The 13,458-nt window shown below is 66.5% G+C and carries 11 protein-coding genes; 3 read left to right on the forward strand and 8 right to left on the reverse strand.

Going from position 1 to position 13,458, the window contains the following annotated elements; translation table 11 throughout:
• The first annotated feature begins 65 nt into the window (after positions 1 to 65).
• Entirely contained in the window at positions 66 to 2,651 is a 2,586-nt protein-coding gene (acnB, locus tag WS66_RS31555) for a bifunctional aconitate hydratase 2/2-methylisocitrate dehydratase (protein WP_059605888.1), read from the forward strand.
• A gap of 122 nt (positions 2,652 to 2,773) precedes the next feature.
• On the opposite strand, the gene WS66_RS31560 is transcribed toward acnB, so the two are convergent.
• Complete coding sequence (locus WS66_RS31560; protein WP_059605885.1) at positions 2,774 to 3,697, reverse strand: LysR family transcriptional regulator; 924 nt, start codon at positions 3,695 to 3,697, stop codon at positions 2,774 to 2,776.
• A 67-nt stretch (positions 3,698 to 3,764) separates the two neighbouring features.
• Here WS66_RS31560 and WS66_RS31565 point away from each other — a divergent pair, with 67 nt between their 5' ends.
• Complete coding sequence (locus WS66_RS31565; protein ID WP_059605882.1) at positions 3,765 to 4,382, forward strand: LysE family translocator; 618 nt, start codon at positions 3,765 to 3,767, stop codon at positions 4,380 to 4,382.
• A gap of 122 nt (positions 4,383 to 4,504) precedes the next feature.
• Here WS66_RS31565 and WS66_RS31570 read toward each other — a convergent pair whose 3' ends face one another.
• Positions 4,505 to 5,929 (reverse strand): aminotransferase-like domain-containing protein, encoded by a 1,425-nt coding sequence (locus WS66_RS31570; protein WP_059605879.1) that lies wholly within the window; start codon positions 5,927 to 5,929, stop codon positions 4,505 to 4,507.
• Positions 5,930 to 6,357: 428 nt separating this feature from the next.
• Between WS66_RS31570 and WS66_RS31575 the strand changes: the two genes are divergently transcribed.
• Complete coding sequence (locus tag WS66_RS31575) at positions 6,358 to 7,443, forward strand: branched-chain amino acid ABC transporter substrate-binding protein (protein ID WP_236872991.1); 1,086 nt, start codon at positions 6,358 to 6,360, stop codon at positions 7,441 to 7,443.
• Between the two features lie 31 nt (positions 7,444 to 7,474).
• Here WS66_RS31575 and WS66_RS31580 read toward each other — a convergent pair whose 3' ends face one another.
• From WS66_RS31580 to narI, 6 genes are all read right to left on the reverse strand, one after another.
• Complete coding sequence (locus WS66_RS31580; protein WP_059605875.1) at positions 7,475 to 8,386, reverse strand: hypothetical protein; 912 nt, start codon at positions 8,384 to 8,386, stop codon at positions 7,475 to 7,477.
• A gap of 59 nt (positions 8,387 to 8,445) precedes the next feature.
• Entirely contained in the window at positions 8,446 to 8,769 is a 324-nt protein-coding gene (locus WS66_RS31585; RefSeq protein ID WP_059605872.1) for a TfoX/Sxy family protein, read from the reverse strand.
• Between the two features lie 90 nt (positions 8,770 to 8,859).
• Positions 8,860 to 10,596: a site-specific integrase gene (locus WS66_RS31590; RefSeq protein WP_059605869.1), complete on the reverse strand. Its 1,737-nt coding sequence runs from the start codon at positions 10,594 to 10,596 to the stop codon at positions 8,860 to 8,862.
• A gap of 98 nt (positions 10,597 to 10,694) precedes the next feature.
• The gene (locus WS66_RS31595; RefSeq protein WP_059605866.1) at positions 10,695 to 11,960 is read right to left on the reverse strand and encodes an MFS transporter; all 1,266 of its coding nucleotides are present in this window, start codon (positions 11,958 to 11,960) and stop codon (positions 10,695 to 10,697) included.
• Between the two features lie 15 nt (positions 11,961 to 11,975).
• A complete protein-coding gene (locus WS66_RS31600; protein WP_059605864.1) occupies positions 11,976 to 12,764 on the reverse strand; it encodes a peptidylprolyl isomerase in 789 nt (262 codons plus the stop codon).
• A gap of 9 nt (positions 12,765 to 12,773) precedes the next feature.
• Complete coding sequence (narI, locus tag WS66_RS31605; protein WP_059605860.1) at positions 12,774 to 13,457, reverse strand: respiratory nitrate reductase subunit gamma; 684 nt, start codon at positions 13,455 to 13,457, stop codon at positions 12,774 to 12,776.
• Position 13,458: the final 1 nt, after the last annotated feature.

Genomic DNA, 13,458 nt, shown 5'->3' on the forward strand with positions numbered 1-13,458 from the left:
GGAACAGCAGCCTCGGCGTGCCTGGAAAGCCCTTCCCCTGAAACGCAATCTCAGCAGGTCCCCCCATGCTTGAAAACTTTCGTGCTCACGTGGCCGCCCGCGCCGCGCTCGGTATTCCTCCCCTGCCGCTGACGGCTCAGCAAACCGCCGAACTGGTGGAACTACTGGCGAACCCGCCCGCAGGCGAAGAGCAGACGCTGCTCGACCTGATCACCCACCGCGTCCCCGCCGGCGTCGACGAAGCCGCGCGCGTGAAGGCCGGCTTCCTGGCCGCCGTCGCGAAGGGCGAGACGGCCTGCCCGCTGATCTCGCGCGAGCGCGCGACCGAACTGCTCGGCACGATGCTGGGCGGCTACAACATCCAGCCGCTGATCGAGCTGCTGTCCGACGACGCAGTCGCGGCCGTCGCTGCCGACGCACTGAAGAAAACCCTGCTGATGTTCGACCAGTTCCATGACGTGAAGGAACTCGCCGACAAGGGCAACGCGCACGCGAAGGCCGTGCTGCAGAGCTGGGCCGACGCCGAATGGTTCACGAGCCGTCCGGAAGTCCCGGAAAGCCTGACCATCACCGTGTTCAAGGTCACAGGCGAAACCAACACCGACGACCTGTCGCCGGCCCCGGACGCCACCACCCGCCCGGACATCCCGATGCACGCGCTGGCGATGCTGAAGAACGCGCGCCCCGGCATCACGCCGGAAGAAGACGGCAAGCGCGGCCCGGTCAAGTTCATCGAATCGCTGAAGGAAAAGGGTCACCTGGTCGCCTACGTGGGCGACGTGGTCGGCACCGGCTCCTCGCGCAAGTCGGCCACCAACTCGGTGCTGTGGTTCACCGGCGAAGACATCCCGTTCGTCCCGAACAAGCGCTTCGGCGGCGTGTGCCTCGGCGGCAAGATCGCCCCCATCTTCTACAACACGATGGAAGACGCCGGCGCGCTGCCGATCGAGCTCGACGTGTCGCAGATGAACATGGGCGACGTGGTCGAACTGCGCCCGTACGAAGGCAAGGCGCTGAAGGACGGCAACGTGATCGCCGAATTCCAGGTCAAGTCCGACGTGCTGTTCGACGAAGTGCGCGCCGGCGGCCGCATTCCGCTGATCATCGGCCGCGGCCTGACCGCGAAGGCACGTGAAGCGCTCGGCCTCGTACCGTCGACGCTGTTCCGCCTGCCGCACCAGCCGGCCGACAGCGGCAAGGGCTTCTCGCTCGCGCAGAAGATGGTCGGCCGCGCATGCGGTCTGCCGGAAGGCCAGGGCGTCCGCCCGGGCACGTACTGCGAACCGAAGATGACCTCGGTCGGCTCGCAGGACACCACCGGCCCGATGACCCGCGACGAACTGAAGGATCTGGCCTGCCTCGGCTTCTCGGCCGACCTCGTGATGCAGTCGTTCTGCCACACCGCCGCTTATCCGAAGCCGGTCGACGTGAAGACGCACCAGACGCTGCCGAACTTCATCAGCACCCGTGGCGGTATCGCGCTGCGCCCGGGCGACGGCGTGATCCACTCGTGGCTGAACCGCATGCTGCTGCCCGACACCGTCGGCACCGGCGGCGACTCGCACACGCGCTTCCCGATCGGCATCAGCTTCCCGGCAGGCTCGGGCCTGGTCGCGTTCGCGGCCGCCACCGGCACGATGCCGCTGGACATGCCGGAATCGGTGCTGGTCCGCTTCAAGGGCAAGATGCAGCCGGGCGTCACGCTGCGCGACCTCGTCAACGCGATTCCGCTGTACGCGATCAAGCAGGGCATGCTGACGGTCGCCAAGCAAGGCAAGAAAAACATCTTCTCGGGCCGCATCCTCGAAATCGAAGGCCTGCCCGATCTGAAGGTCGAGCAAGCGTTCGAACTGTCGGACGCATCGGCCGAGCGTTCGGCAGCGGGTTGCACGGTGCACCTGAACAAGGAACCGATCATCGAGTACCTCAACAGCAACATCACGCTGCTGAAGTGGATGATCGCGCAGGGCTATCAGGATCCGCGCAGCCTGCAGCGCCGTATCGTGGCGATGGAGCAGTGGCTGGCCGACCCGCAACTGCTGTCGCCGGATGCCGACGCCGAATACGCGGCCGTCATCGAGATCGACCTGGCCGACATCCATGAACCGATCGTTGCGTGCCCGAACGATCCGGACGACGTGAAGACGCTGTCCGACGTCGCCGGCGCGAAGATCGACGAAGTGTTCATCGGTTCGTGCATGACCAACATCGGTCACTTCCGTGCCGCATCGAAGCTGCTGGAAGGCAAGCGCGACATCCCGGTCAAGCTGTGGGTCGCGCCGCCGACCAAGATGGACCAGAAGCAACTGACGGAAGAAGGTCATTACGGCGTGTTCGGCACGGCCGGCGCCCGCACCGAAATGCCGGGCTGCTCGCTGTGCATGGGCAACCAGGCGCAGGTGCGCGAAGGCGCGACGGTGATGTCGACGTCGACCCGCAACTTCCCGAACCGTCTGGGCAAGAACACGAACGTGTACCTCGGCTCGGCGGAACTGGCGGCAATCTGCTCACGTCTCGGCCGGATCCCGACCAAGGACGAGTACATGGCCGACATGGGCGTGCTCAATGCCAACGGCGACAAGATCTACAAGTACATGAACTTCGACCAGATCGAAGACTTCAAGGAAGTCGCCGACACCGTGCAGATCTAAGCATGCGGTCGAGCTACGGCGGGCTGTGCCCGTCGTGGCGACACGCAATGGCGCCACGGGCCGAATGCCTGCGGCGCCATTTTTTTATGCTGCCGGCATCGCGCATCGATCCGGCTCACGCGTCAGACCATCGTCTTCAGCCAATCGCGCAGCGCCCGCTGCGCGCTCCCGTCCTTCACGGGCGCCGGCGTCAGCAGACAATAGTGCGAGCCGTCCTCGACGAAACCCATCGGCGCGACCAGCACGCCGCTTTCGAGGTCATCGCGAACGAGATGCCACGGACCGATTGCGACACCCAGCCCCGCGACGGCCGCCTGAAGGCTAAAGTAGAAATGGTCGAACACCTGCCCGCGCCCGCTGCCCGGCGGTCGATGCGCGGCCGCCGCCCATTCCTTCCATGCGTCCGGCCGTGTCCGGGCATGCAGCCGCGGCGCGCCGCGCTTCAGCGCGCGACCGTCCCGGCTGCCGGAAAACCACATGTCCACCTTGTCGGGCCGGCACACCGGACCCACCCTTTCAGCGAACAGTTTCTCCGCGTGATAACCGTCGGGCCACGCAAAGTCGTTGCGGCGGATCGCCATGTCGATGCCGTGGTCGAACGAGAACGGGCCACCCGCCGCGGCGAGGTGGATGTCGACGCCCGGGTACATTGCCTGGAAGTTCGGCCAGCGCGGGATCAGCCAGCGCATCAGCAGCGTGGGTTCGCACGACAGCACCGAACGCTGCGCACGGGCCGCCTCGGTCCGCAATTCATGCGCGGTCTGCCTGATCAGATGCAGACCTTCATGGACGGCCTGCGCCAGCTTGCGGCCCGCATCGGTCAGGAACACACGGCGACTGCGCCGCTCGAACAACGCCACGCCCAGATCGTCTTCGAGCAGGCGCACCGCGCGACTGACGGCGCCGTGCGTCACGTGCAGTTCATCGGCGGCGCGGCTGAAATGCTCATGGCGCGCCGCCGCCTCGAAGCAGCGCAGTGCCATCAGCGACGGCAGACTGGCGCGGACATTCTGTGACTCCAACTCACCATCTTGGTCAGAAATCATCGCTTTTCCTGGTGAACCGTGATCCCTAATATTGGCGCATCACGGTGAAAATCAAAAGGACGATGCAATGACGGAATGGATAGTCGTAGTCACCATCACTTTACTCGCGGTCATCAGCCCGGGGCCGGATTTCGCGATGGTCACGCGCAACAGCCTGATGCTGTCGCGCCGGTCGGGCTTGCTCACCGCATGGGGGATCGGGCTGGGCGTGACGGTACACGTGAGCTATACGCTGCTCGGCGTCGGACTGCTGATCCGTCAATCCCTGTGGCTCTTCAATACCGTGAAGCTCCTCGGGGCGATCTACCTGATCTACCTCGGTGCGAAGATGCTCACAGCCAGGCCCGCGCGCGGACAGCCCGCAACGCCTGCCGCGCCGCTGTCCGATCTGGCGGCGCTGCGCACCGGCTTCCTGACCAATGCGCTGAATCCTAAAACCACCGTGTTCATCGTCAGCCTGTTCATGCAGGCCGTTCGCCCCGATACGCCATTGATCGTGCAGATCGGTTACGGCCTGTTCATCGCGCTGGCGCATGCGGGCTGGTTCAGCCTGGTGGCCGTCTGCTTCTCCGCCCGGGCCATCCGCAATCGTTTGTTGTCCTTACGTCACTGGATCGACCGCACCTTTGGTGTCCTGCTCGTCGGCTTCGGGATCTTGCTGGCCGTTGCGCGCGGCAGTCGCTGAGCATCACGCGATCGACCGGATCGACGCACCTCGCGCGCGTCCGGGTTTCTGCGGGCGAGGGCCGGCCTATCGCCGCGCTCCGCCGTCCGGGCCGATGCGTGCGATGCGCACCCGCCCTCGCTTCATCGCACGCAAGAGGCCGCGAGCTTCCCGACCGCGATCACCGCCTGCTCGATCTCCGGCGACCACGGGCTGCTGTAGTTCAGCCGGATGAAGTTCCGGTAATTGTCGGTGATCGAGAACATGTAGCCGGGGCCGATCGTGATTCCCTGCTCCAGCGCGAGCTGATACAGCCGCATCGCGTCGACCTGCACCGGCAACTCGACCCACAGCACGTAGCCGCCGGCCGGGCTGGAGATGCGCGTGCCTTCAGGGAAGAATCGCGACACCATCGCACGCATCAGGTTCGCCTGCTGCGCATACGCCTTGCGCAAGCGCCGCAGGTGATGCTCGTAGCCGTCGCGTTCGAGAAACTCGGCGATCGCGAGCTGCGGCAGCGACGGCGTGGCCAGCGTGTTCAGGAACTTCAGCTTCTCGACCTGATCGCGATACCGGCCCGGCAACGCCCAGCCGACCCGGTAAGCCGCCGTCAGGCTCTTCGAAAACGATGCGCAATGCAGCACGATCCCGTTGCGGTCGTAGGACTTCAGCGTGCTCGGATGCGACTCGCCGAAATACAGTTCGTTATACACACCGTTCTCGATGATCGGCATGTCGACGCGGGTCGCGAATTCCACCAGTTCGCGCTTGCGCTCGTCGGGCATCTGGAAGCCCAGCGGATTCTGGAAATTCGGCATCACCATGCACGCGGCGATCGGCTGCGACTTTACGATTGCCGCCAGCGCGCCGATATCGATCCCGTATTCCGGATTCGTCGCGACCTCGATCGCCTTCATCCCCATCCGCTCGATCGCATGCAGCATCGCGTAGAACGTCGGCGACTCCACCGCGATCGTGTCACCCGGTTTCGCGACCGCCTGCAGGCACAGGTTGATCGCCTCCGTCGCGCCGACCGTCACGATGATCTCGTTCGGGTCGACCGACATGCCATTTTCCGGGTAGCGCCGTGCGATCTGCCGGATCAGGCGCGGATGGCCGGGCGGCAGCCCGTCGGTCACGCCCCACGGCGACTTGTCCCGGCCGGCCGCATACGCGTAGCGGTTCAGCTTCTCGAACGGAAAGAGGCTCGGATCCGGATACGGCGAACCGAGCGGCACCGCGTCGTCGGCGCCGATCGAGCGCAACGTCGACAGCACGAGCCGGCTCATGTCGACCGACGACGAAATCGCGATCGGCTTCGACGGCCGCAACTCGCGCACCGGCGCACGGTTGTCGTCGCGACGCAGGTTCACGAAGTAGCCCGACTGCGGGCGGCTTTCCAGCAGCCCGCGGCTTTCGAGCAACAGGTACGCGTGCAGCACGGTCGTGATGCTGATCCGGTGCTGCTGGCTCGCCTGCCGCACCGACGGAATCCGGTCGCCGTGCCGGTACACGCCCTGGCGGATCAGACGTTCGATGTCGTCCGCGAGTTTTTCGTAGAGCTTCATTGCGTGCTCCCCGCCGCCCAGCGCATGCGCGCCGCCGCCCCGTGCACGCCCGTTCCGTGCGTGTGCTGCCTGCCGACCAGGCTGTCGTGATGCCTGATTGCTCCCTCGGGTTTTGCCTTTTCCATCGCAGTGGTTCGCTTTTGAAGATGCGCCGGAAGGCCCGTGATGTCTGGGCCTGCGGCACTGTGCACTTGATGATGGAATCTTAAGAGCAGAACAGTTGACGCAGAGTACACACATCGGACACGCACAGAAGAGTACAGTTCGGCGCGAATTTGCAACTTCGGGCGAACTGTACGCCTTACGAATCTGGTGCAGGAGCGGCGACCGGAGAGCAATACGACTTGACGCGCAGCGCCGTCGGCGCTGGCTGGTCATGCCCGACCGGCCTGACGGGAAAAGGTCGAGGCGGCCCGAGTTGCACCGCCATGAAGACGACGCGAGAGCGATGGGGCGTGCGGCACGGGCGGCGGCGAGCCGAAGATGAAGGGCACGGGACGAGATGCGGCTGTTCACCTGCACCCGGTGCGGGCACCGACGTCAGTCTGTCCGACACGGGGAGCGAGCCGGCAGCCTTCGCCGTTGCACGCGGTATCGTCGCTACCGTGGACGATCCGCGCATCGCGATCCAGGTCGCGCAGAAACTCGTCGACGACGGCGTGGTCGGCGTGATCGGCCACTACAACTCGGGCTGCAGCATCCCCGCGTCGGCCGTCTACAGGCAGGCGAACGTCGCGATGATCACGCCCGGCTCGACCAATCCGCAACTGACGATGCAGGGCTTCAAGAACGTGTTCCGCACGATGGGGCACGACGGCGTCGGCGGCGTGGTGGCCGGCCGCTTCGCGGTCGAGCAGCTGAAGGCGAAGCGGATCGGCATCATCGACGATCGCACCGCATTCGGCCAGGGGCTTGCCGACGCATTCGAGAAAGGCGTCAAGGACGCGCACGGCAGCATCGTCGGCCGCGAATACACGAACGACAAGGCCGTCGATTTCCGCGGCATCCTGACGACGATGAAGAGCAACAACGTCGACCTGCTGTTCTTCGGCGGCCTCGACGAACAGGGCGCGATGCTCGTCAAGCAGATGCGCTCGCTCGGCATCCGCGCGCAGCTGTTCGGCGCCGGCGCGTTAAAAAGCAATGCGTTCCTGAAGATCGCCGGCAACGCGGGCGAAGGCACGCAGGATCTCGAGCCGGGCCCGGCGCTCGACAAGCTGCCGTCCGCCATCGCGTTCGCGCAGCGCTACAAGGCGCGCTTCAACCAGGACGTCGAACTGTATGCGCCGTTCGCGTACGACGCGGCGCTTGCCATGATCGCGGCCGTTCGCAAGGCCGATTCGGTCGATCGCGGCAAGATCGTCGCGAGCCTGCCGGGGGTGTCGGTCACGGGCGTGACGGGGAAGATCTCGTTCGACGAACGCGGCGACCTGATCAAGCCGCCCTACACGCTGTTCCGCGTCGAACAGGGGCAGTGGCACAGCATTCGCACGGTCGGCGGCGCGTCGAACTGATCGGCGCCGAGCAGCCCGGCAGCAGGCGGCGTCATCGCGCCGCCTGCTGCCGCTGCACTTCCTGTGCCTTCATCTGCAGATACGCGCCACGCTCGACTTCGTGCAGTTGCTTCGGGTACTGCTCGGTCGCGTCGAACCAGCGCGCAAGGCGCTGGTCGAGCGGCTTGTCGAGCGTCGCGAGATACGTGTCGATCGCGAGGTAGTAGCGCATCGTGTTGCGCTCCAGCAGTCCGCGCACGCCGCCGATGTACTGCGGCTGCGTCGCCGATGCGCCGCTGGCTGCCGTGAACCCGACCTTGTCGCTGCCGACCGTCGCGAGGTAGGTCTTCATCGCCATGCGGCCGACGGCGCCGAAGCCGTACGAATACGTCAGGTGCAGAAACGTGCGCGACGCGCCGACCGGCACGGCCTCCAGCACGATCCGGTAGTCCTTCGTGCCCATCGGGCCGCTGTCGGCGGTCAGGTCGACCTGAAAATAGTCAGGCGTCGCGGCGGCCACGCGGTAGCGGAACTGCACGCGATAGGTATCCGACAGCTTCTGCTCGATCTTGCGGCCGAGGTTCACGTCGAGCACCGGGCCGTCGCTGCCGGTCGACGCGTGACAGTACTTCGTGTTCAGGTGCAGGATCAGCACCGCGCACCAGTTCGCGGGGCCCTGCGCGGGATCGTTGAGCTTGCCGTTCACGACGGAAAACGGATAGTCGACGACCGCGTAAATGTCGCCCTTCAGCGACGACGACGCCTCCGACGATTCGAGGTATAGCGGCCGGTGAAACGCGTTGTCCTTCAGTTGCGCACCGAGGCTGTGGTAACGGTCGAGCAGCGCCGCCGCGCCGTCCGCGCCGAACGACAGCGCGCACCAGCCGAGGCACAGGGCTGCGACGAGCGCGTGCCATGCGCGGCGCGCATTTCGTGATGCTTGCGGATGTTCGGATGTCTCCATTCTTGTGCTCCAGCGGGGGCGCGATGGTCGCGCACATGATTCACAGAATACGCCGACCGCTATCGACCCCGCTTCACCGGCACCGGCAGTTGTGCAGCAGTGATCCGGATCAGCGTCGACAGCCATTCGCGGTCGTCCCAGCGCTCGCCCCCAATGACGAGATGCGGCTTCGCCGTCGGATACGGTGGCGCTTCGTCGCAGGTGCCGAGAAACGCACGCCCGTCAGGCGTCGGCTTGACGAACAACCGGTCGTCGCACACCAGCGCGACCATCTTGCCATCGCAGTAGATGCCGTACTCGCCGAACATCTTGCGCGCCGACACGGTACCCGCTGCAGCCATCTGCTCGACGACGAAATCGACGGTTCCCTGACTCGATGCCATCCATCCGCTCCGTTACCGAATAACCCTTCTGACCGTCACCGACGCGGTGTCGTTCCGTTCAGATCTCATGCGATCACGCGCGCGCCCTGCTCATTTGTCAGCCGAAAACGCACTCGACATCTGCCGTGCCCGCTTCACATCGTCCCCGTGCAGATAGATCGACGTCGTCGAGATCGAGGCATGCCGCAGGTTGTCCCGCACCGTCGTCAGCTCCGCGCCGCGCGCGAGCGCATGCGTCGCATGCGTATGACGCATCCAGTGCGGGCTCGCCTGGCGCAGCTTCTGCGCGAGCGACGGGTTGTCGTCATCGACGAGCGCGGCCGTCTGCGCGAAGAAACGCTGCATCACCTTCCACAGCCGCACGCTCGTAATTCCCGCCACCCCGTCTTCCGCAAGGCTCGGAATCAGCGGCGTATCGGGCCGCCAGCGCACCGGCGTGACCGGCAGCCGCCGCGCGACCAGATGACGATCGAGCGCCGTGCGCGCGAGCGGCGGCAGCGCGACGCGCGCGGCCTTGCTGCCCTTGCCGATCACCTTCAGCCACGCATCGCCGTGCGCGTCCGTTTCGATGTCGCCAAGCGTCGCGCCGACCAGTTCGCTCGCGCGCAGCCCGGTCGCATAGCCGAAATCGAGGATGAAACGCAGCCGTTGCGCGGCGGCCGGCGTCCAGCCGGACTGCGGTGCGCCGGACGGCTTGGCCTTGCGAAACTCGAGCCCGTCCGCGATCGTGCGCACGAGCAGCCACTCGCCTTCGGTGAACGCATGCGACGTGTCCAGCGCATTCGCGCCGCGCGTATCGCGCACCTTGACGCCCGCGAACGGATTCGCGAGCAGATAGCGCTGCTCGATCAGCCAGCGGAACAGCGCGCCGAGGACCGATAGCGTGTACGCGGCCGAACGCGCGGACAGTCCGCCCGAAAACGGTCGCCAGTCCGGCGCGCCGCGCGGCCGCACCGGGCCGATCCAGCGTTCGTGCGGCGTCGGGTTGCGCAGGAACGCGCGATACGCAACCGCATCCTCGGTGGTCAGCGACGACAGCGCGCGCCCACGCTCGACGATCGCCCACAGGATCAGCCGCTCGGCCTCCTTCCGGTACGCGCGGCGCGTCGCGGCCGATTCGTGCAGCGACAGCCACGCGTGCACGGCCGCGTAATCGTTGTCCGCGTCGAGCGTGCTGGTCGCGCGCGGCGCGCGGAACGTGCCGGCCGACCCGTCGACCTCGTGCGGCAACTTCAGCTGCTCCCACGGCACGATGGCGCTGCGCGGCGTCGCCGCGATCAGCGCCCGCGCCCGCTCGGTCAAGTCGGGATGCGCGGAAAAGAACGCCTCGATGTGGCGCGCGCTCGCCACGCCGAGCCCCGTTATTGCGCGCCACCACTGGCGCCGCCGCGGAATCCGCACGGTCAGGTCGGCCAGCGTCGCGATCCCGTGTGCGCGCAGCGCGACGACTGCGCGTGCGGGCAGCCACAAGCCAACGTCGTCGCTGATCTGCGGCACCGGCGCTCGCGCATGGCGCAGCAGGCCGATCGCATCGGTCGCGGCCTTCGCCATCTGACTGCGCGCGCTGTCGGCATGACCCAGTTGCTCCGCGAGATCGGGCCGCCCGGCCTGCCGCGCGACACGCACGAGACGGCGACGAATCCCGCCGATCACGCCGCGCGCCGAGCGCCCTTCGCCGAGCCGATCGGGCAGGTAGCGCTCGACGGCCTGCCGCACGGTCATGCCCGCGTACCACGCGCGCAGCGCGGCCAGCTCGTCGGCGTCGGGGAAGCCCGCGGGCGCAGGTGTGGAATCGGAGGCAGGCGATAAGGCGAGGCGCGGTGTCATGGGCGCCAGTTTGACAGAACTGCGGACGCTCGAAAACGCCCGGCGTGCTGCAAGATGCGTGCGCGATGCCGCAGGCTACCGGCATCGCGCAGGAACGTTCAGCCCGTCACAGGCGTGCGCCGCACCTCGGACAGGTAGATCAGGATCAGCGACACCCACACGATCCCGTACAAGAACATGAAGCAGGTCGTGCGCACGCGCAGCAAGTCGAGCAGCAGGCCGAACAGGATCGGCAGCAGAAAGCCGCCGAGCCCGCCCGCGAGGCCGACGATGCCCGTAACGACGCCCATGTTGTCCGGGAAATCGTCGGCGACGTACTTGAAGGTCGACGCCATCCCGAACGCGAACACCGCACCGAGCACGAAGGCCAGCGCGACGAAGCCTGCCACCGGCATCGACAGATTCAGCGACGCGGTGCCGTCGATCGTGTGAATCACGAAGTCGGTCGCCGGATACGACAGCAGGAACAGGCAGATCCACGCGACCCACAGTCCCCACCAGGTGACCGCATGCGCGCCGAAGCGGTCGGACAGTGCGCCGCCGAGCGCACGCAACAGGGAGCCCGGCAGCGAGAAGCCAGCCGCGAACGCGGATGCCATCACGAGCGACATCCCGTATTCGCTCTTCAGGTACTGCGGAATCCACAGCGACAGTGCCGTGAAGCCGCCGAACGTGATCGAGTAGTACTGGCAGAGCCGCCACACGCGCGGATCGCGCAACACCTTGAACGCGTCGAGCATCGATCCACCCCGTTTGCCTGCCCCTGGATCGGGTGCCGACGCGAACCAGAAGATCACGGCCGTGACGAGCAATGCGACTGCGTAGACGCGCGGCACGAAGCGCCATCCATATGCGGACAGCAGCAGCGGCGTGACGAACAGGTTGACCGCCGCGCCGCACGTGCCCGCACCGAACACGCCCATCGCGAGCCCACGCCGCTTCGGCGGGAAAAAGCGCGCGACGTACGGCGTGCCGACCGCGAACGACGCGCCGACGCAGCCGAGGAACAGCCCGATCAAGAGGAACTGCCACAGCTGCGTCGCGTAGCTGACGATGTACACGGGAATCGCACACACGACGAGCAGCACCGTCATCACGATCCGGCCGCCGAAGCGGTCGGTCCACGTGCCCAGCGGCAAGCGCATCAGCGCGCCGGTCAGCACGGGCGTCGACGTGAGCAGCCCGAATTCCGTGCTGTTCAGCCCGAGATCGGTGCGCAGTTGCACGCCGAGCACGCCGAACATCATCCACACAACGAAACACACCATGAACGCGAGCGTGCTCGCGGCCAGCACCGACCATGCGCGCAGCGGAACGGCCGGCGTCTCCGCGGCCAGGCGGACGTTACCTTGTTGAATTGCCATACGCAAAACCTCGTTTCATTGGACGAGCGGGCCGTTCGCGCCGTCGAAGGTCACGCCTTCGACCCGCGCGCCGCCCGCGAGTATCGCCACGTACTGCCGTATCGCCCGCTGCCGCACGCGTTCCGACAGGTACGCGGCGATCTGGCCGGCGGCCTCGTCGAACGGCACCACGTCGCCAGGCACGCGTCGCTCGATGCGCACGATGTGGAAGCCAAAGCGGGTATTGACGAGTTTCGGCAGCACGCCGAGCCCGTCCGTATCGAACAGCGCAGCCTCGAATTCCGGCACGGTGTCGCCGCGCAGGAGCTGCCCGAGGCTGCCGCCGACTTGTGCCGACGGACAATTCGAAGACGCGCGCGCGACCGCTTCGAACGTGTCGGGCGCGGCCACCACGTCGGCGAGCGCACGTTCCGCGCGCTGCCGCAGCGGTGCGAGCGGCACGCGGTCGGTCACCGCGAACAGCACGTGGCTCGCATACACGATGTCGCCGCGGCGAAAACGCGTCGGATGCTGCCCGTAGTAGCGCTCGCAATCGGCGCGATCGGGTTCGGGCACGTGAGTCAGCTCGCGCTCGAGCAAGGCATCGACCGCTGCGTCGTCGAGGGGTGTGCTTTCATCGATCAGCCCGAGCGATACCGCGCGCTGACGCAGCAATTCGCGCACCGCGAGCGCATGCCGTGCCGCGTCGAGCGGATCGGGTGCATCGCCGTGATGCTCGGCCTCGGCCGCAATGGCCGCGTCGTCGATCGCAACGCCGTTGATCGTCAGCGGCGCGGCCGCGACTTCGGAGAGAACGTCGTTCATGTGGCCTCCTCAGCGCTTGCGCACGAGCTGGTACGGGCGGATCAGGTACGCGACCGACGCGATGCCGCTCCAGATGTGCACCATCCGCGTGAACGGCGACACGAGGAAGATCGTGAAGCCCAACAGGATATGCAGCCGGTACGTCAGCGGCACGCCCACCAGCAGGCTCGCGATGTCCGGCCGGAACGTGACGACGCCCTTCACGTAGTCGGTGAGCTGCTCGAACATCACGCCGTCCATGTGGCGCGTCGACAGCACGACGGTGCCGAGCCCGAGCGCGAGTTGCACCCACAGCATCAGCACGATCAGGATGTCGGACTGGCGGCTGTTCTTGCGGATGCGCGGGTCGCCGAGGCGGCGCCAGATCAGGATCGTCAGCCCGATGATCGCCGCGACGCCGGCCGCACCGCCCGCCACCATCGCGACGAGCTGGTGCCCGGACGCCGACAGGAACGGCGACACGAGCCAGTGCGGTGCGAGGAAGCCGCCGAAGTGCCCGAGCACGACGACCAGCACGCCCCAGTGGAACAGGTTGCTGCCGAGCCGCAGCATCCCGTGGCGCAGCAGCTGCGACGAATCGCTCTTCCACGTGTACTGCTCGCGGTCGAAGCGGATCAGGCTGCCGACCAGCAGCACCGCGAGACAGATGTACGGGTAGATCCCGAACAGGAACTGATGCAAATAAGCGTTCATG

This window comes from Burkholderia sp. LA-2-3-30-S1-D2 (genome assembly GCF_001523915.2).
Lineage (GTDB): Bacteria > Pseudomonadota > Gammaproteobacteria > Burkholderiales > Burkholderiaceae > Burkholderia > Burkholderia diffusa.